This window comes from Streptomyces sp. NPDC052023 (assembly GCF_044548465.1).
Taxonomy (GTDB): domain Bacteria; phylum Actinomycetota; class Actinomycetes; order Streptomycetales; family Streptomycetaceae; genus Streptomyces.
Genome location: NZ_JBIUBW010000004.1, coordinates 154,256 through 173,823 on the forward strand (window position 1 = coordinate 154,256; position 19,568 = coordinate 173,823).

Annotated in this window: 18 protein-coding genes; 4 read left to right on the forward strand and 14 right to left on the reverse strand. The window is 73.3% G+C overall.

The features are described from left to right. Positions 1-341: 341 nt before the first annotated feature. Positions 342-1,004 carry a response regulator transcription factor gene (locus tag ACIHCM_RS11085; RefSeq protein ID WP_003993737.1) on the reverse strand — a complete coding sequence of 221 codons (663 nt, stop codon included), beginning with the start codon at positions 1,002-1,004 and terminating at the stop codon, positions 342-344. A gap of 380 nt (positions 1,005-1,384) precedes the next feature. After that, positions 1,385-2,053 (reverse strand): DUF3000 domain-containing protein, encoded by a 669-nt coding sequence (locus tag ACIHCM_RS11090; protein ID WP_399892557.1) that lies wholly within the window; start codon positions 2,051-2,053, stop codon positions 1,385-1,387. Positions 2,054-2,234: 181 nt separating this feature from the next. On the opposite strand from ACIHCM_RS11090, the gene hemE reads away from it, so the two are divergent. Continuing rightward, complete coding sequence (gene hemE / locus ACIHCM_RS11095) at positions 2,235-3,302, forward strand: uroporphyrinogen decarboxylase (protein ID WP_399892560.1); 1,068 nt, start codon at positions 2,235-2,237, stop codon at positions 3,300-3,302. 4 nt (positions 3,303-3,306) lie between these two features. Here hemE and ACIHCM_RS11100 read toward each other — a convergent pair whose 3' ends face one another. Then, the gene (locus tag ACIHCM_RS11100) at positions 3,307-4,131 is read right to left on the reverse strand and encodes a rhomboid family intramembrane serine protease (RefSeq protein ID WP_399892563.1); all 825 of its coding nucleotides are present in this window, start codon (positions 4,129-4,131) and stop codon (positions 3,307-3,309) included. A gap of 123 nt (positions 4,132-4,254) precedes the next feature. On the opposite strand from ACIHCM_RS11100, the gene ACIHCM_RS11105 reads away from it, so the two are divergent. After that, a complete protein-coding gene (locus ACIHCM_RS11105) occupies positions 4,255-4,581 on the forward strand; it encodes a hypothetical protein (protein ID WP_399892565.1) in 327 nt (108 codons plus the stop codon). Between the two features lie 20 nt (positions 4,582-4,601). On the opposite strand, the gene ACIHCM_RS11110 is transcribed toward ACIHCM_RS11105, so the two are convergent. After that, positions 4,602-5,999: an FAD-dependent oxidoreductase gene (locus ACIHCM_RS11110; RefSeq protein WP_399892568.1), complete on the reverse strand. Its 1,398-nt coding sequence runs from the start codon at positions 5,997-5,999 to the stop codon at positions 4,602-4,604. 27 nt (positions 6,000-6,026) lie between these two features. Then, positions 6,027-7,046 (reverse strand): DUF4349 domain-containing protein, encoded by a 1,020-nt coding sequence (locus tag ACIHCM_RS11115; RefSeq protein ID WP_399892571.1) that lies wholly within the window; start codon positions 7,044-7,046, stop codon positions 6,027-6,029. A gap of 158 nt (positions 7,047-7,204) precedes the next feature. Between ACIHCM_RS11115 and hemG the strand changes: the two genes are divergently transcribed. Then, the gene (gene hemG / locus ACIHCM_RS11120) at positions 7,205-8,659 is read left to right on the forward strand and encodes a protoporphyrinogen oxidase (protein WP_399892574.1); all 1,455 of its coding nucleotides are present in this window, start codon (positions 7,205-7,207) and stop codon (positions 8,657-8,659) included. 5 nt (positions 8,660-8,664) lie between these two features. Beyond that, positions 8,665-9,396, forward strand: coding sequence for a hydrogen peroxide-dependent heme synthase (gene hemQ / locus ACIHCM_RS11125; protein ID WP_399892577.1), 732 nt, complete (start codon positions 8,665-8,667; stop codon positions 9,394-9,396). Here the strand turns inward: hemQ and ACIHCM_RS11130 are convergent, their stop codons facing one another. From ACIHCM_RS11130 to ACIHCM_RS11170, 9 genes are all read right to left on the reverse strand, one after another. After that, positions 9,397-11,031, reverse strand: a complete 1,635-nt coding sequence (locus ACIHCM_RS11130) for an alpha/beta hydrolase (protein WP_399892580.1) — start codon at positions 11,029-11,031, stop codon at positions 9,397-9,399. Between the two features lie 145 nt (positions 11,032-11,176). Continuing rightward, a complete protein-coding gene (locus tag ACIHCM_RS11135) occupies positions 11,177-11,953 on the reverse strand; it encodes a TIGR04222 domain-containing membrane protein (RefSeq protein ID WP_399892583.1) in 777 nt (258 codons plus the stop codon). Positions 11,954-12,047: 94 nt separating this feature from the next. Beyond that, positions 12,048-13,439, reverse strand: a complete 1,392-nt coding sequence (locus ACIHCM_RS11140; protein WP_399892586.1) for a DUF692 domain-containing protein — start codon at positions 13,437-13,439, stop codon at positions 12,048-12,050. A 227-nt stretch (positions 13,440-13,666) separates the two neighbouring features. Next, the gene (locus ACIHCM_RS11145; RefSeq protein ID WP_399892589.1) at positions 13,667-14,413 is read right to left on the reverse strand and encodes a peptidyl-tRNA hydrolase; all 747 of its coding nucleotides are present in this window, start codon (positions 14,411-14,413) and stop codon (positions 13,667-13,669) included. Between the two features lie 31 nt (positions 14,414-14,444). Continuing rightward, positions 14,445-14,627 (reverse strand): hypothetical protein, encoded by a 183-nt coding sequence (locus ACIHCM_RS11150; RefSeq protein WP_399892592.1) that lies wholly within the window; start codon positions 14,625-14,627, stop codon positions 14,445-14,447. A gap of 18 nt (positions 14,628-14,645) precedes the next feature. Further along, positions 14,646-15,500, reverse strand: a complete 855-nt coding sequence (locus ACIHCM_RS11155) for a polysaccharide deacetylase family protein (protein WP_399892595.1) — start codon at positions 15,498-15,500, stop codon at positions 14,646-14,648. Positions 15,501-15,552: 52 nt separating this feature from the next. Further along, a complete protein-coding gene (locus ACIHCM_RS11160) occupies positions 15,553-16,932 on the reverse strand; it encodes an alkaline phosphatase PhoX (protein ID WP_399892597.1) in 1,380 nt (459 codons plus the stop codon). An 89-nt stretch (positions 16,933-17,021) separates the two neighbouring features. Then, complete coding sequence (locus ACIHCM_RS11165; protein WP_399892600.1) at positions 17,022-18,002, reverse strand: slipin family protein; 981 nt, start codon at positions 18,000-18,002, stop codon at positions 17,022-17,024. Between the two features lie 108 nt (positions 18,003-18,110). After that, complete coding sequence (locus ACIHCM_RS11170; protein ID WP_399892602.1) at positions 18,111-19,565, reverse strand: SulP family inorganic anion transporter; 1,455 nt, start codon at positions 19,563-19,565, stop codon at positions 18,111-18,113. Positions 19,566-19,568 lie beyond the last annotated feature (3 nt).

The window sequence follows — 19,568 nt, forward strand, 5'->3', positions numbered from 1 at the left end:
GGCCCCCCGGGGTGTGTGCCTTTCTATGGGGCGGGCGGGTTGCTGGGGCCGCGCTCCCTGTATACGGGGGGGGGGGGCGCCCCCGCGCCCCCCCCCCCCCGGGGGGGGGGGCCGCGCCCCGGAGGGTCGCAAACCAGTCAGGTCCATGGGGTTCCCGGTCACGACCGAGGGGGACGCGGGCGGGTATCGGCGGCTCGATCCCGTTCACGTCAGGGAATGCCGGGGTGATCCGGCGAAAGGGTGGCCCGGGGGAGGGACGGCGGGAGCGGCGAAGCGGGGGAAGTGGGGGAGTGGGGGGAAGCGGGGGAAGCGGGGAAGGGCGGCTCCGGATGGGGCGGTGGTCAGTGGATGATGCCGGTGCGCAGGGCCACGGCCACCATTCCGGCGCGGTCACCCGTGCCGAGCTTGCGGGCGATACGGGCGAGGTGGCTCTTGACGGTCAGCGCGGACAGGCCCATCGAGACGCCGATCGCCTTGTTCGACTGGCCTTCGGCGACCAGGCGCAGCACCTCGACCTCGCGGCCGGAGAGCTCGCGGTAGCCACCCGGGTGACTCGGGGCACCCGGGGGGCGGCGGTGCAGACGGGCGGCGGCCGCGCCGATGGGGGCGGCACCCGGCCGGGTGGGGAGCCCGACGTTGGTACGGGTGCCGGTGACGACGTAGCCCTTCACGCCGCCCGCGAGGGCGTTGCGCACGGCGCCGATGTCGTCGGCGGCCGACAGGGCGAGCCCGTTGGGCCAGCCCGCGGCGCGGGTTTCCGACAGCAGCGTCAGACCGGAGCCGTCCGGCAGGTGGACGTCGGCGACGCAGATGTCGCGGGGGTTGCCGATGCGGGGACGAGCCTCGGCGATGGAGGAGGCCTCGATGACATCGCGCACACCGAGCGCCCACAGATGGCGGGTGACGGTGGAGCGGACGCGGGGATCGGCCACGACCACCATCGCGGTCGGCTTGTTCGGGCGGTAGGCGACCAGGCTTGCGGGCTGCTCAAGGAGAACGGACACCAGGCCTCCTGGGTGCGGGGACGGGGCGGCTCGTGGGGGGTGAAGCCGGGACGAACCGTGCTTTCAAGGTCACAGTCGTCTTCGGCACCAAACCGGTCCGCCTTTAGAGAATGATCACGATCTGGTGAGTAACAATCCGAGCAATTCGGACACGCGAGCGATCATCCGAAGATCGAACGGTTTCGGTTCGATTCGTTGTCCGGCCGAAAGTGGCCGTATCGACAAAGAGATCCACCCGAATGGACGCATGTGTGTTTGCCCGGCCCGGTTTCGGCGAGCAGGGTGTGCGGGGGGAAGGGGAAAACGCGGCGGCAACGCGTCCGGAGGCATGCTCGAAAGCACGCCCCGACGCCGGGGCACGGCCGGGTGTGCGCCGTGGGTCAGCGGGCCTGCGGGTCGCGCCGCTGCGGCAGGGTGACCACGGACGCGTCGCCCGGACCCGCCGGTGGCAGGCCCGCGACCTGGGCCAGCAGGTCGCACCAGGAGGCGAGATGGGCCGCCGTGTCCGGTACGCCGCCGAGGCCCTCCCGGGGCGTCCAGGAGGCCCGGATCTCGATCTGCGACGCGGCGGGACGCGTGGACAGCCCGCCGAAGTAGTGCGAACTCGCGCGCGTGACCGTGCCGCTCGGTTCGCCGTACGTCAGACCGCGCGCCTGCAACGCGCCGGTCAGCCAGCTCCAGCACACCTCCGGCAGCAGCGGGTCGGCGGCCATCTCCGCCTCGAGCTCCGCCCGCACCAGCGTCACCAGCCGGAAGGTGCCGCGCCAGGCGTCGTGTCCCGCCGGGTCGTGCAGGAGCACCAGCCGGCCGTCGGCCAGGTCCTGGTCGCCGTCGACGACGGCGGCCTCCAGCGCGTACGCGTGCGGGGCCAGCCGCTGGGGCGCCCGGGTGGGCTCGACCTCGATCTGCGGCCGCAGCCGTGCGGAGCGCAGCGCCTCGACGGCGGCCCGGAAGGGCACGGGAGCAGTGTCGCCCGTATGCAGGTCCCCCTCCTTCGGGTCGTCCATTCCGCCAGCGCCGTCCGACAGTCGTCCCTGAGCCGCAGCCATGCGGTGCAGATTAAGGGGAACGGACGCCGGGCGCAGGCTAGACACCCCGCCCGGCGGTACCCGGACACCGGGTCCTGCCCCCGGCGGACCTCGGACGAGGCGCACGCCCCGGCGCGCGCCGCCCCGGCCCGGCACCCGGTGCCGGGCACTGCCCGTTCGGCCGCCGTGCGAGACTTTTCCCGTGAGTGCCAACGGAAGCCCCACGGGCCAGCAGCCGACAGCGACGTACGACTCCGCCTTCCTCAAGGCGTGCAGGCGCGAGCCCGTGCCCCACACGCCGGTGTGGTTCATGCGGCAGGCCGGGCGCTCGCTGCCCGAGTACCGCAAGGTGCGCGAGGGCGTCCCGATGCTGGAGTCGTGCATGCGGCCCGAGCTGGTCACCGAGATCACGCTTCAGCCGGTACGCCGGCACGACGTGGACGCGGCGATCTACTTCAGCGACATCGTCGTCCCCCTCAAGGCCATCGGTGTCGACCTCGACATCAAGCCCGGCGTCGGCCCGGTCGTCGAGCGCCCGATCCGCTCCCGCGCCGACCTGGCACAGCTGCGCGACCTCACCCCCGAGGACGTCTCCTACGTCACGGAGGCGATCGGCCTGCTGACCGCCGAGCTCGGTGAGACGCCGCTGATCGGTTTCGCCGGCGCCCCGTTCACCCTCGCGAGCTACCTCGTCGAGGGCGGCCCGTCCCGCACGTACGAGAACGCCAAGGCGATGATGTACGGCGACCCGCAGCTGTGGGCCGACCTCCTCGACCGCCTCGCGGACATCACCGCCGCCTTCCTCACGGTGCAGATCGAGGCGGGCGCCTCCGCCGTCCAGCTCTTCGACTCCTGGGCCGGCGCACTCGCTCCCGCCGACTACCGGCGCTCCGTCCTGCCCGCCTCGGCGAAGGTGTTCCGCGCGGTCGAGGCCTACGGCGTCCCGCGCATCCACTTCGGTGTCGGCACCGGCGAGCTGCTCGGCCTGATGGGCGAGGCCGGCGCGGACGTCGTCGGCGTCGACTGGCGCGTCCCGCTCGACGAGGCCGCCCGGCGCGTCGGCCCCGGCAAGGCCCTGCAGGGCAACCTCGACCCGACGGTCCTGTTCGCCACCCAGGAGGCCGTCGAGAGCAAGGCCCGCGAGGTCCTGGACACCGCGGCGGGGCTGGAGGGCCACATCTTCAACCTCGGCCACGGCGTGATGCCGTCCACCGACCCGGACGCCCTCACCCGCCTCGTCGAGTACGTCCACACGCAGACCGCGCGCTGACGGCTCACCACGTCTGCCGGGGCCGCGCCCGCCTGCCGAACAGCAGGCCGCGCGGCTCCGGCGGCGGTGGCGTGCCCGGCTTCAGCGGCCAGGCGAGGAGCATGCCGGCGAGGAATCCGACGATGTGGGCCGCGTACGCCACGGTGCCCGCGTCGGACACGCCCTCCCCGGAGGAGTACAGGGCCTGGAGCACGAACCACAGGCCCAGCACCAGCCAGGCCGGCAGCCGCAACGGCAGGAAGATCAGGAACGGGACGAGCACCCACACCCTGGCCTTCGGGTACAGCACCAGATAGGCACCCAGCACCCCGGCGATCGCCCCGGAGGCGCCGATCAGCGGTTCGGCGGACCCGGCGTTGAGCAGCGCGAAGCCGTACGAGGCCGCGTAGCCGCAGACGGCGTAGAACAGCGTGAAGCGTACATGCCCCATGCGGTCCTCGACGTTGTTGCCGAAGATCAGCAGGAAGAGCATGTTGCCCAGCAGATGCAGCCAGCTGCCGTGCAGGAACATCGCCGTCAGCACGCTGAGTTCGGGCGACTTGTCGTACCCCGGCGGGCCCACCACACAGCCCGGGCCCTCGGGGCCGACCGCGATGCCCCCGGTCGGCACCAGGCTGGGCAGCTGATGGTGGATCAGTTCCTGCGGCACCGCCGCGTAGCGGTCCAGGAACGCCTGCAGTTGGCACAGTTGCGCCAGGCTGCTGTCACCCGCCACCGATCCGGCGAGGCCGGGCGTGAACAGGAACACGACGACGTTCGCCGCGATCAGCGCGTACGTCACCCAGGGCGTGCGGCGCGCGGGGTTGACGTCATGGACGGGGATCACCACAAGGAAGTACTGCCCTCGACGCGCCCGCCGAACCGGTGAACGCGCCAGGCCCGGCGCGCGTATGTCTCCTCGACCGGCCGCGGCCCGGCGAGGCGCGTCGCGGGACGACGTGAGGAACAGGCGATGAACGAGCGAGTCACTCCTTCGGTGCAGGCCACCCCCGACGGCGAGGCGCAGCTCGCGCTGGTGGTCCACCTCCCCTGGGAGGACGTCGCCCGGCTCGGCCAGGAGGCCGGCCGCATGGCGGCGCAGTTGCAGCGACCGGTGACGCTGGACGAGGCGGTGGGCAACCGGTTGCGCTCCGTCTCCCCGGGCGCGCACGCGAAACCGGCGGGCGCGCAGCCCGCGGCCATGCCGGGCGCACCGGCCGCCTCGGTGTCGTCACTGCCCTCCCGCCCGCCCGCGGAGCAGGCACGGCAGGCGATAGACCGCATCAACGGGACGGCGTAGCGCCATCTGGCGTCCCGCCGTCAGGACGCCCCGCGCAGCTTCCCCGCGGCCTTCCGCGCGGCGACCAGCACGGGATCCCACACCGGTGAGAACGGCGGCGCGTACCCCAGGTCCAGCGCGGTCATCTGCTCCACCGTCATCCCGGCGGTGAGCGCCACCGCCGCGACGTCCACCCGCTTGCCCGCTCCCTCCCGGCCGACGATCTGCACGCCGAGCAGCCGCCCCGTGCGGCGCTCGGCGAGCATCTTCACGGTCATCGGGGAGGCCCCGGGGTAATACCCGGCCCGGCTGGTGGACTCGATGGTCACCGCCTCGAACTGCAGTCCCGCCCGCCGCGCGTCCTTCTCCCGCAGCCCGGTGCGGGCGATCTCCAGATCGCACACCTTGCTGACCGCGGTGCCGACCACTCCGGGGAAGGTCGCGTAGCCGCCTCCGACGTTCATGCCGATGACCTGTCCGTGCTTGTTGGCATGCGTGCCGAGGGCGACATGCCGCTCCCGCCCGGCGACCAGGTCGAGGACCTCCACGCAGTCCCCGCCGGCCCAGATGTTCTCGTGACCGCGTACCCGCATCGCCAGATCGGTCAGCAGCCCGCCGTGCTCACCGAGAGGCAACCCGGCCGCCTTCGCGAGCGTCGTCTCGGGGCGTACGCCGATCCCGAGCACGACCACGTCCGCCGGGTACTCGGCGTCCTCCGTGGCCACCGCCCGCACCCGCCCGTCGTCACCGGTGAGGATCTTGGTGACCTCGGCGTCGTTGACCATGGTGATGCCCATGCCCTCCATGGCCCGGTGCACCAGCCGCCCCATGTCCGCGTCGAGCGTGGCCATCGGCTCCGCGCCCCGGTTGACGACCGTCACCTCGTAGCCGCGGTTGATCAGGGCCTCGGCCATCTCGACGCCGATGTAGCCCGCCCCGACGACCACCGCACGCCTGCCCGGCGCGCGCGTGAGGGTGTCCAGGAGCTCCTGCCCGTCGTCCAGGGTCTGCACCCCGTGCACGCCGGGAGCGTCGGCGCCGGGCATGTCCGGGCGGATCGGCCGGGCGCCGGTGGCGATCACGAGTTTGTCGTACGGCGTCCAGGACTCGGCCCCGGAATCGACCTCCCGCGCGCGTACCCGCGCCCCGGCGACGTCGATCTCCACGACCTCCGTCCGCAGCCGCAGGTCGATGTCCCGGGAGCGGTGCTCCTCGGGCGTGCGGGCGATCAGCTCGTCACGGCCGGAGACCTCGCCGCCCACCCAGTAGGGGATGCCGCACGCGGAGTACGAGGTGAAGTGGCCGCGCTCGAACGCCACGATCTCCAGCTCGCCGGGGCCCTTCATGCGGCGGGCCTGGGACGCCGCGGACATACCCGCGGCGTCACCGCCGATCACGACCAGTCGCTCTCTGGTACCTCTCGCACCGCTCATGCTCATGCGAACACGCTACGGCCACGGGGCATTTCAGTCCCGTCCGCCCCGCTCCTCCGCCGGGGCGGAACCGGCCGCGGGCTCAGGCGCCCGCCGTGCCGCCGGCAGCGGCCCGGGACCCGTCGCGGGCGCCGCCGCGGGGCGCCGCGCCCTGCGGGGCCGCACGACACGCAGCCAGACGAGGACGAGCAGTGCCGTCGGCACGGCGAACGGCAGCACCGCGCCCAGGGCGACGGCGATCCAGCGCAGCATCGTGACGAAGGCGTCCCAGCCGCCCGCCAGCGCGTCGGTGAACCCGGGGGTGCCGTCCTCCTTCGGCGTCGTGGCCACCGGCGTCTCGAACAGCGACAGCGTGATGGTCGACAGGCTCGTGCGGTCCTTCAGCGACGCCTGCTGGGCGAGCAGCGCCTCCAGGTCGGCCTGGCGGCCGCTCAGCTCGCCCTCCAGCTCCACCACGTCGCTCAGCCGGGTCGCCCGGTCCATCAGCTCGCGGATCCGGGCGACGCTGGCCCGCTGGGTCTGGATGCGGCTCTCCACGTCGACGACCTGGTCGGTGACGTCCGTCGCCTTCGCGGTGCGTTCGAGGAGCTTGCCCGTGCCCTCCAGGTCGGCCAGGACGTCCTCGTACCGCGCGACGGGCACCCGCAGCACGACGCGGGTGTGCTCGCCCCCGTCCTCGTCCCGGGTGGTGGTCTCGCTGCCCACGAAGCCGCCCGCGGTCTCGGTGGCCGTACGGGCCTCGTCCAGGGCCTTCGGTACGTCCTTGACCTGCACGGTCAGGGACGCGGTGCGGATGATGCGGTTCGAGGGGAGCTGCGGCGCGGCCGGAGGCCTGTCCGCGCCCGGGCGGCCGTCGCTGTCGTAGGCGCCCTCCTTCGCGCCGGGACCGGCGGCCGCCTTGTCCTGGGCGGCGCCCGCGTCACCCTTGGAGTCCGAAGCGGTGATCGCCTCACCGCTGCACCCGGTCAGCACGAGGGCGGTGGCGAGCAGGAGCCCGGCCAGAGCCGGGACAGGGCGAGCCGCGAAGCGGCGTGCGGTGCGTGGTGCGCGCATGTGGATGAACTCCCGAGGGTCGTGGCAACTGACGCTCCTTCGACGCCGGGACGGGCCGGGACGTTGGACCTGTGCGGTTCCGATGCGGTCACGGTCGGGACTCGGCGGGGCCACGGGGCCACGGGGTGGCTGCCGGTGGCGTCTGAGAAGGTGGAGTCATGAACGCAGCACCCACCGGCGCCGGGCACGCCGTCGTCGTCGGAGCCGGGATCGCCGGGCTGGCCGCGGCCCACCGGCTGCTGGAGCGCGGGGCGCGGGTGACCGTGCTGGAGGCGTCCGGCCGGATCGGCGGCAAGCTGCTGCCCGGCGAGATCGCGGGCGTGCGCGTGGACCTGGGCGCCGAGTCGATGCTGGCCCGGCGGCCCGAGGCGGTCGCCCTCGCACGCGAGGTGGGCCTGGCGGACCGGCTCCAGCCCCCGTCCACCGCGACGGCGGCCCTGTGGACCCGAGGTGCGCTGCGACCCATGCCCAAGGGCCACGTCATGGGCGTGCCCGGCACCGCGTCCGCGCTCGCGGGCGTGCTGTCCGAGGAGGGCCTGGCACGCGTCGAGCGCGAAGCCGGCCTGCCCCGCACGGAGGTCGGCGACGACGTGGCGGTGGGGGAGTTCGTCGCCGCGCGGCTCGGCCGCGAGGTCGTCGACCGGCTCGTGGAGCCGCTGCTGGGCGGCGTCTACGCGGGCGACGCCTACCGCATCTCGATGCGCTCGGCCGTCCCCCAGCTGTTCCAGGCCGCCCAGGCGCACGACTCGCTCACCGAGGCGGTCCGGGAGATCCAGGCCAGGGCGGCGGCAGCCCCGCAGAGCGGGCCGGTGTTCATGGGCATCGAGGGCGGCGTCGGCAGCCTGCCGCTCGCCGTGGCCGAGTCGGTGCGGGCGCGCGGCGGCGAGATCGTGACCGGGACCCCGGTGACGGAGCTGCGCCGCGCGGGGCGTACGGGCTGGCGGGTCGTGGCCGGCGACCGCGTCCTGCACGCCGACGCCGTGGTCGTCGCCGCGCCCGCGTCCGCCGCCGCCGGGCTGCTGCGCGCCGAGGCCCCGTCGGCCGCGACCGAGCTGGCCGCGATCGAGTACGCGTCGATGGCGCTGGTGACCCTCGCCTACCGCCGCGCCGAGGCCCGTCTGCCCGAGGGCAGCGGGTTCCTGGTCCCGCCGGTCGACGGGCGCACGATCAAAGCCTCCACGTTCGCCTCCCAGAAGTGGGGCTGGATCGCCGGCGACGACCCGGACCTGGTCGTGCTGCGCACCTCTGTCGGGCGGTACGGCGAGACGGAGATCCTCAGGCGCGACGACGCCGGGCTGGTGGACGTCTCCCGGTGCGACCTCGAAGCGGCCACCGGCCTCGACGCCACACCGGTCGCCACCCGCGTCACCCGCTGGGACGGCGGCCTGCCGCAGTACCCCGTGGGCCACCACGCGCGCGTGGCCCGGGTCCGCGAGCACGTCGGCGAGCTGCCGGGCCTCGCCGTGTGCGGCGCGGTGTACGACGGGGTGGGCATCCCGGCGTGCGTCGCGAGTGCGTACGCCGCGGTGGACCAGATCCACGGCGACCTGACGGCCGTGCGGGAGCTCACCGCCCACCCGGTGCAGAGCCTGCACGGCGGAGCGGGAGAATGAGGGACATGAGTGACGACGCCTCCACCACCGCGCCCGACCGGATCCCGAACAAGGGCAAGCTGGCCAAGGACCTCAACGAGGTCATCCGCTACACCCTGTGGTCGGTGTTCAAGCTGAAGGACGTGCTGCCCGAGGACCGCGCGGGCTACGCCGAAGAGGTCCAGGAGCTGTTCGGCCAGCTCGCCGCCAAGGACGTCACCGTCCGCGGCACCTACGACCTCTCCGGGCTGCGGGCCGACGCGGACCTGATGATCTGGTGGCACGCCGAGACCAGCGACCAGCTGCAGGAGGCGTACAACCTGTTCCGCCGCACCCGGCTGGGCCGCGCCATGGAGCCGGTGTGGTCGAACATGGCGCTGCACCGCCCCGCCGAGTTCAACCGCAGCCACATCCCGGCGTTCCTCGCCGACGAGACGCCCCGCGCGTACGTCAGCGTCTATCCCTTCGTGCGCTCCTACGACTGGTACCTGCTGCCGGACGAGGACCGCCGCAGGATGCTGGCCGACCACGGCAAGATGGCCCGCGGCTACCCGGACGTGCGCGCCAACACGGTCGCCTCCTTCTCCCTCGGCGACTACGAGTGGCTCCTCGCCTTCGAGGCCGACGAGCTGTACCGCATCGTCGACCTCATGCGTCACCTGCGCGCCTCGGAGGCCCGGATGCACGTCCGCGAGGAGGTGCCGTTCTTCACCGGCCGCCGCAAGGAGATCGCGGAGCTGGTCGCGGGCCTCGCCTGATCAGCGAAGGCTCGCCGCGGCCTGGCGCTGCCGGGCGGGGACGCCCCGTCCGGCGGGGACGCCCGGCTCCGGCTCCGGGCGCGGGGCGCAGGACGCGCGGCGCGCCGGGAGGCGGCCGTCGAGCAGATAGGCGTCCACGTGGGCGTTGACGCACGCGTTGGGGCCGCCCGCGATGCCGTGGGTGCCGGAGTCCCGCTCGGTGACCAGGACCGAGCCCGACAGCCGGCGGTGGAGTTCGAGGGCGCCGTCATAGGGGGCGGCGGCGTCCCGTTCGGCGGCCAGGATCAGCGTCGGCGGCAGCTCGCCCGGCCCGGTCCGCACGTCCAGCGGCCGCTGCCGCGGCGCCTGCCAGTAGGCGCACGGCAGGTTCAGCCACACGTTGCTCCACGTCTCGAACGGCGCCACGCGCGCGAGGCGGGTGTTGTCCCGGTCCCAGACCTTCCACTCCGTCGGCCACGGCGCGTCGTTGCACTCGACGGCCGTGTAGACCGCACGCGCGTTCTCCGCCTGCGCCGCCGTCTTCTCCTGCGGCGCGGCAAGCTTCACCAGCGGCCCCGGATCGCCCTTCAGATAGGCGGACAGCGCCTCGGCCCGCGACGGCCAGTGGTTGTCGTAGTAGCCGGCCTCCAGGAACGCGCCCTGCAACTGCCCCGGCCCGACCTTCCCGCCGGCCGGTCTCCCGGCGAGCCGCGCCCGTGCGGTGTCGTAGCTGCGCTGCACCTCGGCGGGTGTGGCGCCCAGGCCGTACACGCCGTGGTGCCCGGCGATCCACTGCTTCATGTCCGCCCAGCGGTCCTCGAACGCCGCCGACTGGGCCAGGTTGTTGCGGTACCAGATCTGCGCCGGGTCGGGGTCCACCGCCGAGTCGAACACCATCCGCCGTACGTGCGAGGGGAACATCGTCGCGTACAGCGCCCCGAAGTAGCTGCCGTACGAGGACCCCATGAACGTCAGCCTGTCCTCGTCCAGCGCGGCGCGCAGCACGTCCAGGTCACGCGCGTTGTTCAGGGAGTGGTAGTGCCGCAGCGCGTCCCCCGACCGCTCGGCGCACCCGCGCGCGTAGGCCCTGGCCCGCACGATGTGCTCCTGCTTGTCCCTCTCCGAGGGGTGCGCCGGTGCGGGTGAGGGCCCCTTGAGGTGCTGCGCGGGGTCCTCGCAGGACAGCGGCGCGGAGCGGCCGACGCCGCGCGGGGAGTAGCCGACCAGGTCGTACGCGGCGGCCAGACGCTTCCACTCCTGGAGCCGGCCGATCAGGGGGAAGGGCAGGCCGGAGGTGCCCGGACCGCCCGGATTGTAGACCAGGGCGCCCTGACGGGGGACCTTGCGCTTGCTGTTGTGCGGGTCGCGCTGGGTGGCCCGGACCCGGCTGACGGCGAGCCCGATCTGCTCGCCGCCGGGCCGCGCGTAGTCGAGCGGGACGGTGACCGTGCCGCACTCCATGCCGGCCGGCAGGTCCCCCGCACCGGGGCACTCGCCGAAGTCGACACCGGCGGCCGCGGCGCGCGCGGCGGCCAGGGCGGTGCCGCGCAGTTCGGCCGTCGCGTCCGGGCGGGCCGGAGCGCTGCCCGCCGGGGCGGCGGCGAAGGTGGCCAGGAGCAGGGAACCGGCGGCCGTGTAGAGGGCGGCAGCTCTCATCGCGAATCCCTTCGGTGTGCGGCAGCGACAGAAGGGATGCTTCGTACGATTTTGACCAAAGGCAAGCGCAGACGGCGGGTGTCGGCGTCATTGCGCCCATACGCCTTGCGGCGCCGGTGCGTCCGGTGCGGGGGGTGAGCCCGCGTCAGGCACGCCGGTGGTGCCCGCGATGCGCGAAGGCCGCCCGCAGGTCCGGCTCGCCGACCGCGCGCACGCCGCGTACGGCGACCGAGGTGAGGTAGGCGCGGTCGTCCCCCGCGTCGCCCGAGTGGCGGGCCAGGGCGTCGAGCAGACGCTGTCCGGCCGGAGAGGCCCAGCGCGAGTACGGGTGGGCCTCGATCCGGGCCAGGGCGAGGCAGCTCAGGCAGAGGAACAGCGGCAGACTGAACCAGAGGGCGACCAGATGGCGCGGCACCGCGTCCTGAGCGGGCATCAGCAGCGCGGCCACGCCGAGCGCGAGCACGACGGCCGCGGCGATCCGTACCTGGCGCACGCCGGCCCCCACGGTGGTTCCCACCCCGGCCGGCACGGCGAGACCGGCGCCGACGAGCCGTTCGGCGAGATCGTGCACCGCGTCGGCGGTGGCCGCCGCAGCCCGTACCGGGGCGATGGGGGACTGCCCTTCCGGCCCGATGGCGCCTATCACCGACCGCTCGATGTCGTCCCGGCCGCGCGGGTCCACGACGGTCGCCCAGCCCGTGTGCGCGAGCAGCAGCCGCCGCTGGCGTGCCATCGACACCAGCGTCAGATCGGCGACCCGCGCCGGTCCGCCGGACAGGAACGCGGCCTCGTACAACGTCAGACCGTGCTGCCCGCCGGTCACGGCGCCGGCCTCCGCCGCGCGTACGGCGGCCAGGCACAGCCGGGTGCACGCGAGACCGGACACGGCCCAGGCCGGCAGGAGAAGGAGGACCCAGAACATGCCGTGTTTCTATGCCGGCCGACCGGCAAACTCCATGCCTTGTTCACATTCCGGGACCGGGCGTTGCCGGTACGTGACGTTCCGCCGGGTGCGGTCAGCGGCGCAGCAGGACCCGCCGGGCCCTGGCCATCCGTGAACGCGGACGCGGCGCCGCGCCGGACCGCTCCAGCCACCACTCCCGCAACTCCCGCCGCGACCGCGCCTCCTGGGGCCGGCCGGCGAGCAGCAACTGCTCGGCGAAGTCCAGCGCGTCCCGCCGGTACCCCCCGGTCATCGGATGCCGCTGGGCGTACGCCAGGAAGGAGGGCCGATAGCCCGCTCCCAGGATCCGCGGCAACTCGGGCGCCACCCTGGCCACCACGTCCGCCCGCTTGCCGGCCAGCGCCCGCGCCTGCACCCCGAGCCGCGCCCGGTCGAACCCTTCGGGCACAGGGGTACCGGCGACGAGGGCGGACAGGAGCGCGGCCTGCGCGAGGGCGAGGCGCTGCCGGGCGTGGCCGGATGCGGGCGCCGGAGACACGGTGACGGAGGATCCTGCGGCCTCGGCGGCGGAGTCCGCCGACGCACGCGCCGCCGGGACGGCCACGGGCGCGCAGGACGAGCGGCCCGCGGAGTCCGTGGCAGCCCCCGCGACGGCGGCCGGCGCCGCGGTCCTCGCCCGCGCCCCTTCCTCCAGCGCCCCCCGGATCGCCGCCAGCTCCCGCTCCAGTTCGGCCGGTTCCGGGAAGTTCTCGTCGCGCTCCAGCAGGACACCCGGCGGGGAGATCCGGGACGCGAGGTCGGTGAGGATGTCGAGGACCGGCCGGGGGACCGGGTGGGCGTGGCTGTCGTGCCAGACGCCGTCCCGTGCGAAGCCGCCCGCGACATGGACGTAGGCGATGGCCTCCAGCGGGAGTTCGGCGAGCGCCTTGGCCGGGTCTTCGCCCCGGTTGACGTGGTTGGTGTGCAGGTTCGCCACGTCGATCAGGAGCCGTACGCCGGTCCGGTCGGCCAGCTCGTACAGGAACTGCCCCTCCGTCATCTCCTCGCCCGGCCAGGAGATCAGTGCGGCGATGTTCTCCACGGCGAGTGGCACGGGCAGGGCGTCCTGCGCGATGCGGACGTTCTCGCAGAGCACGTCGAGGGCGTCCCGGGTACGCGGCACCGGCAGCAGGTGCCCGGCCTCCAAGGCGGGGGACGCCGTCAGCGGGCCGCCCGCCCGGACGAACGCGATGTGCTCGGTGACCAGCGGCGAGCCCAGCACCTCCGCCCGCTCGGCGAGCGCCGAAAGACGCGCCGGGTCGGGCCGGTCGGCGCCACCGAGGCCGAGGGAGACGCCGTGCGGGACGACGGTCACCCCTCGCGCACGCAGCCGCTCCAGCGAGGGGGGAAGGTGCCCGGGGCAGACGTTCTCGGCGACGGCCTCGACCCAGTCGACGCCCGGCATGTGCTCCACGGCGTCCGCGATCTCCGGCCGCCACCCGATTCCGGTTCCCAGTCGCTGCATGGCCCCCTCCTTCACGTCCGTCCTGACGCACCTGGATCCGCTGTGTCGTCTCCTTCGACGGACCGCTGTTCTTTGGCGTGAGGGGGGTATGGCCCCGCTCGCGGGGCCCGAACCCTGCCGCGTGCGCCTTCAGAGCAACATTTGAGGTTGGGTCCCCGGTGTCTCCATCTGTCTCTACGCGAGTGGGGCGCCGGATGTTCAGCCGGTCCCGCGAGCCGTGCAACGGTTCAGCGCAACGCCGGATGGTCGGCGACCACCGTGCAGCTGCCGGCCGGGATCTCGGTGTACCCGGCGTCGCGCACCAACGGCAGCCCGGACGTGGTCAGTCGCCGCCACCGCGCGGGCTCCGCGGTCCGGACGGCCAGCGGGAAGCCGGCGTCGCGCCAGGCCGCGCGCTCCTCGTCCGGCAGTTCCCACCAGGCGAGCTGGGCGCCGTGACCGGCCTGTGCCATGGCTTTGCCGGCGGACATGCCGACCTCCGGGTTCAGCCACAGCACGGGTGTGCCCGGGTCCGCGTCGAGCGGCGGCTCGGGATCGTCGAGATCGGTTCCGGACACCTGGAGCCGCGCCAGGTCCTTGGGCCACCCGTCGAGCGGCACGGGCGGAAACACCCTCACTTCGGCCGACTTCCCCGTCACGGTGATCCCGGGCAGGGCTCCGGCCCGCCGCCATTCGGCGCCCCGGGCCCGTCGCACCACCTTCCGGATCCGCGCGTCCTGCCAGTCCCGTACGGCCTGGGCCCACTCCCCGTCGTCCAGCGACCGGGCATCAGTCAGCATGACGAGCACGGCACGTGCGGCGGTCTCCAGCGCGTCGGTCCGGGCGGGCGGGGCGTCCCGCTCCATCCGCACGACCAGTGGCAACACGAACTGGGGCGCGGCGTCGCGTACGCCGGGCTCGGAGCGGAAGGGGCTGTCAGCGGGTTCCGTGGTCACGCCGTCCAGTCTGCCAACCTCTTCGACGTGAAGAACCATGCGCCCGGTCCCCACGACCGCACCGCGCCGGCTACCCCGAACAGGCCGTGCGCTGCGCCTCCAGCCACTCGCACGCCGGACACAGCGTGATCCCCTTGTACGACTCCGGGTACTCCGTCGCTTCCCGGCACAGCACGCATTCCGCGTAGGGCGGCCCGTCCGCCTTGGGCGGCCTGCTCGCGTCGATCAGGCAGTAGTCGTCACCGTCGCTCATGGCTCCAGCGTATGCCGGTCACGAGGATCCTCCGGAGGCCGCGGCCGACGCCCCGATCAGCTCGGACACCTTCACGAACCGGTACCCCTGCCGCCGCAGCTCCGGCACGATCGTCCGGATCGCCCGCTCGGTCGTCGGCGCCGCGCTGCGCGTGCAGTGCAGCACGACGACCGACCCGGGCCGCACGCCTTCCAGCACCTGCCGGGCCACCGCGTCCGCGTCCGTCGCGAAGGCGTCCCCGCCCACCACGTCCCACTGCACGGCCGTCACGCCGGAACCGCTCAGCGCGCGCAGCGCCCGCTGGTCGTAGCAGCCGCCGGGGAACCGGAAGTACGGTTTCGCGTCCCGCACGCCGGCCCGGCGAAAGGCCGCGTACGCCCGCTCCACCTCCGTGCGCATCCTCTCCTCGCCGACGGTCGGCAGGCCGTAGCAGTCGGCGGTGAACGCGTAGTGGCTGTAGGAGTGGTTGGCGACCTCGAACAGCGGGTCCCGGCCGATGCCGCGGGCCTGGATCGGGTACTGCTCCGCCCACCGGCCCGTCATGAACACGGTCGCCGGCACCTTGAGCGCCCGCAATGTCGCGATCAGCTGGGGGTTGTCGAAGTGTTCCCCGCCCGCCGCGCGAGGCCCCTGGTCGGCGGTCATGTCGGCGTCGAAGGTGAGCGCGACGGTCTTGCCCCCGGTCCGCGGGCCGCTGGTGAACACCGGCGTGAGGCCCGCGGGGCCGGGGGCGAGGGTGGGCGGCTTCGAGGGGGAGGCGGGTGCCGAGGGGGCCACCGACCGGCTGCCCTGCGGCGTCCGGTCGGTGCCGCAGGCCGCGAGGGCGGCGCTCAGGACACAGACGGTGATGACTCCACGCGCATAAGTGATCACCGTATGAAAATATGACCTTTAGGTCGGCCTTCGGCGCAGACGCGACGCCGGGTCACCCGGCCGGCGGCCTCCGCCACGGACCGCGAATCGCGAAGGTCGTGCCCGGGTCGTAGCAGTTGACGTACATCGTCCCGCCGTCCGGCGAGAAGGTGACGCCCGCGAACTCGCCGTACTTGGGCGCCTGGGGCGTACCGGTGTTCTGACGGTTGCGGGCCAGCGCGTACACCTCGCCCCGGCGGGTGACGCCGAAGACGTGCTGCGCGCCGTTGCCGTCCTCGCAGACCATCAGGCCGCCGCCGGGGGCGAGGCAGATGTTGTCCGGCCACTCGCCGGGCAGATCGACATGGTGGTCCGGGCCGAAGACGATCACCAGGGTGAGGCGGCGGGCCCCCGGGTCGTAGCGCCAGACCTGGCCGGAGTGGTCGCCCGCCGACCCGTCCGCGCTGCGGGCGAACGAGGAGACGAAGTACACGCTCCGGCCGCCCCAGTAGCAGCCCTCCAGCTTCTGGGCGCGCGTGATGCCCTTCGGGCCGTAGTCCTGGAGGCGTACGGAGGTGCTGGTGGCGAGCGGGTCCGGTACGTCGACCCACTCGACGCCGCCGAAACTCGCGCCCGTCTCCTGGACCGCCGACAGGTCGGGCACCCCGGGCACGCGCATCGCCTGGAGCCGGCCGCCCGCGCGCAGGGAGCCCGTGCCGCCGAGCGGCTTCCTCGGCAGGAACCGGAAGAAGAGCCCGAAGGGCGGGACGAAGGCGTCCTCCGTCTCGTAGACGACACCCGAGCGGGGGTCGACCGCGATCGCCTCGTGCTGGAAGCGGCCCATCGCGGTCAGCGGGACCGCGCCCGTGCGGTGCGGGTCGGCCGGGTCGACCTCGAAGATGAAGCCGTGGTCCTTGGTGTAGCCGGCCGTGCCGGCCCGGTCCTCGGTCTCCTCGCAGGTCAGCCAGGTTCGCCACGGCGTGTGGCCGCCCGCGCAGTTGACGGCCGTGCCGGCGACGGCGACCCGCTCGGAGCGGACGTGGATGCCGGACTCCAGCGTCAGCGCCGTGCAGCCGCCCTTGGCCGCCGGGTCGTAGGTGAGGCCCTCGACCACCGGGACGGGGCGCCTCGACGTGACGCGGTTCTCGTGGTTGCGGACGAGGTGGACACGGCCGTGGCGCCCGGGGATGGCGGTCATGCCGTCCTGGTTGGAGGGGACGCGGCCCTCGCCGGAGAGCAGCGGGTCGCCCTCGCGGGAGAGGACCCGATAGCGGAAACCTTTCGGCAGATCGAGCAGGCCGTTCGGGTCGGGCACCAGGGGGCCGTATCCGGTGTGGCCGAGGTGCTGGGCGGCGGCCGTACCGGCGAAGAGCTCGGACAGGGCTCCCGAGAAGGCGATGCCCACTCCCAGGGCACCACCACGGGAGAGGGCATGACGACGCGTCACAGACATGGGGAAACCTTCCTGCTGGCGGACAGGACAGTGACCCCGCCGTGTCTATCAGCTACCGCCGGTCGCTGGAACCACGCGTGTGGCACCTGTCATGGAGCGTCGGCGAGCCCCGGGGTGGGGCGCGACTGCTGTCCGGTGCCGGGAGTGCCGTCGGCCTGCGTGGTGAGGCTCGCGGTCTCGTCGGGCCGCTGGGGCCTTTGCCCCGGTGTCGCCGCGGGCACGGGGCCCGGCTCCTGGGACACCTCCGGAACGCTTCCCGCATCCTGCGCACGGCCCTGGCCCTGGAGGCTCCCCTGCGGGTGGTCCGTCAGCTGGGGTGCCCGCTCCAGGAAGCGGAGCAACTCCACCGGGAAGGGGAGAACCAGCGTCGAGTTCTTCTCGGCGGCGACCGCCACGACCGTCTGGAGCAGTCGCAACTGCAGCGCTGCCGGGGTGTCGGCCATCTGCTGGGCCGCCTCGGCGAGCTTCTTCGACGCCTGCAGCTCGGCGTCGGCGTTGATGACGCGGGCACGTCGCTCGCGGTCGGCCTCCGCCTGGCGGGCCATGGAGCGCTTCATCGTCTCGGGCAGCGAGACGTCCTTGATCTCCACCCGGTCGACCTGCACGCCCCAGCCGACGGCCGGGCTGTCGATCATCAGTTCAAGGCCCTGGTTGAGCTTCTCGCGGTTGGACAGCAGGTCGTCCAGTTCGCTCTTGCCGATGATCGAGCGCAGTGAGGTCTGGGCCATCTGCGAGACCGCGAACTTGTAGTCCTCGACCTTGATGAGCGCGCTCGCCGGGTCGACCACCTTGAAGTAGACGACGGCGTCCACGCGCACGGTCACGTTGTCGCGGGTGATGCCCTCCTGGGCCGGCACCGGCATCGTGACGATCTGCATGTTGACCTTGTGCAGCCGGTCGACGAACGGGACGATCAGCGTGAATCCGGGCGAGCGCACCTCGCCCCGGAGCCGGCCGAGCCGCAGCACCACACCACGCTCGTACTGCTTGACGACCCGCGCCGCGGCGCCGAGGTACACCACGCCCACGGAACCGGCCGTGGCCGCCACCACCAGGAGTTCTTCGAGCATGACGACCTCCTCGCCAGAGGTCCGCGATGTCTGTTCCTGCAACGATATGCCCGGTGTCCGGTCCGGGGCCACGGGGGCTCCGGACCGGACACCGGGCCGTGAGGCCGGTCAGGGTATGGTCACCTTCACCGGATCGGTGCCCGTGGTGCTGTGCCGCTCGGCCCAGCTCTCCAGCGCCGTACGGCACGCGTGGTCCAGGTGATGCAGACCGGACAGGTTCAGTTCGATGGGCCGGTCCTGGGGCAGCGACTCCAGGCTGTCGAGGATCTTCGGCAGCCGCAGGAAGGTCGCGTTGCCCGACAGATGGGCCTGGATCGGCCCGGCGCCCTTGTCTATGACCTCCAGCTTGAGGTGCGAGGCCTCCCAGGCGGTCTTGGCGACCGACAGGGCGAGGCCGATCAGAACGCCCTCGAACATGTTCACCCCGACGATGGCGAGCGCGGTGACGACGAGGATCAGTGCCTCACCGCGGTGGTCGCGCCACATCGTGACGAGCTGCCGGAACGGGATCAGCTTCCAGCCCGCGTGGACGAGGATGCCGGCCAGCGCGGGCAGCGGGATCAGCGCCAGTGCCGACGGCAGCAGGGCCGCGAACAGCAGCAGCCAGACGCCGTGCAGCACCCGGGAGGCCTTGGTCCGGGCACCCGCCTGAACGTTCGCCGAGCTGCGCACGATGACCGCGGTCATCGGCAGGGCACCGAGAACGCCGCAGATGGTGTTGCCCGCGCCCTGGGCCATCAGTTCCTTGTCGTAACGGGTGCGTGGACCGTCGTGCAGCCGGTCCACGGCCGCGGCGCTGAACAGGCTCTCCGCGGAGGCGATCAACGTGAAGGCCAGGACGGTGCCGAGGACGGCCGGGTTCGCCAGCTCGCCGAAGGCGTCGGCGCCGGGTGGCTGGATCGAGTCGATCAGGCCGTTCACCTCGACCGTGGCGACCGGGAGGTCGAACGCGAGGGTGACGAGCGTGGCCAGGGCGACTGCCGCGAGAGCACCGGGCACCGCGCGGGCCTTCTGCGGCAGCCGCTTCCACGACACCATGACGGCTATCGTGCCGGCCCCTATCGCCACGGAGGCTACCGCCGTGGTGCTGCCGACGGCCTGGACGAGGGCCTCGGGCAGGCCGATGATCTTGTCGATGCCGGACGTGGGGGCCTTCATGCCGGCCGCCGCGTACAGCTGGCCCGCGATGATCACGAGTCCGATGCCGGCCAGCATGCCCTCGACGACCGAGACCGAGATGGCCCGGAACCAGCGCCCCAGTTTCAGGGCGCCCATCAGGAGCTGGAGCAGGCCGGCCGCCAGCACGAGCACTCCGAGCACCGGCAGGCCGAACTCGGTGACCGCCTCGTACACCAGCACGGTCAGGCCCGCCGCCGGGCCGGACACCTGAAGACTGCTGCCGGGCAGCAGACCGGTGACGATGCCTCCCACGATGCCGGTGACCAGGCCGAGTTCGGCCGGGGCGCCCGAGGCGACGGCCACACCGATGCACAGCGGCACCGCGACGAGGAAGACGACGACCGAGGCGGCGAAGTCCTGCCTGAAATAGGGGTACTTGGTCATGGA

Bases quoted from the DNA above. Each gene is read 5' to 3' on its own strand.
- ACIHCM_RS11090 (WP_399892557.1), bottom strand. From the start codon at position 2,053: ATGGCTGCGGCTCAGGGACGACTGTCGGACGGCGCTGGCGGAATGGAC.
- ACIHCM_RS11105 (WP_399892565.1), top strand. From the start codon at position 4,255: ATGAACGAGCGAGTCACTCCTTCGGTGCAGGCCACCCCCGACGGCGAG.
- ACIHCM_RS11110 (WP_399892568.1), bottom strand. From the start codon at position 5,999: ATGAGCATGAGCGGTGCGAGAGGTACCAGAGAGCGACTGGTCGTGATC.
- ACIHCM_RS11115 (WP_399892571.1), bottom strand. From the start codon at position 7,046: ATGCGCGCACCACGCACCGCACGCCGCTTCGCGGCTCGCCCTGTCCCG.
- hemG (WP_399892574.1), top strand. From the start codon at position 7,205: ATGAACGCAGCACCCACCGGCGCCGGGCACGCCGTCGTCGTCGGAGCC.
- hemQ (WP_399892577.1), top strand. From the start codon at position 8,665: ATGAGTGACGACGCCTCCACCACCGCGCCCGACCGGATCCCGAACAAG.
- ACIHCM_RS11130 (WP_399892580.1), bottom strand. From the start codon at position 11,031: ATGAGAGCTGCCGCCCTCTACACGGCCGCCGGTTCCCTGCTCCTGGCC.
- ACIHCM_RS11135 (WP_399892583.1), bottom strand. From the start codon at position 11,953: ATGTTCTGGGTCCTCCTTCTCCTGCCGGCCTGGGCCGTGTCCGGTCTC.
- ACIHCM_RS11140 (WP_399892586.1), bottom strand. From the start codon at position 13,439: ATGCAGCGACTGGGAACCGGAATCGGGTGGCGGCCGGAGATCGCGGAC.
- ACIHCM_RS11145 (WP_399892589.1), bottom strand. From the start codon at position 14,413: ATGGTTCTTCACGTCGAAGAGGTTGGCAGACTGGACGGCGTGACCACG.
- ACIHCM_RS11150 (WP_399892592.1), bottom strand. From the start codon at position 14,627: ATGAGCGACGGTGACGACTACTGCCTGATCGACGCGAGCAGGCCGCCC.
- ACIHCM_RS11160 (WP_399892597.1), bottom strand. From the start codon at position 16,932: ATGTCTGTGACGCGTCGTCATGCCCTCTCCCGTGGTGGTGCCCTGGGA.
- ACIHCM_RS11165 (WP_399892600.1), bottom strand. From the start codon at position 18,002: ATGCTCGAAGAACTCCTGGTGGTGGCGGCCACGGCCGGTTCCGTGGGC.
- ACIHCM_RS11170 (WP_399892602.1), bottom strand. From the start codon at position 19,565: ATGACCAAGTACCCCTATTTCAGGCAGGACTTCGCCGCCTCGGTCGTC.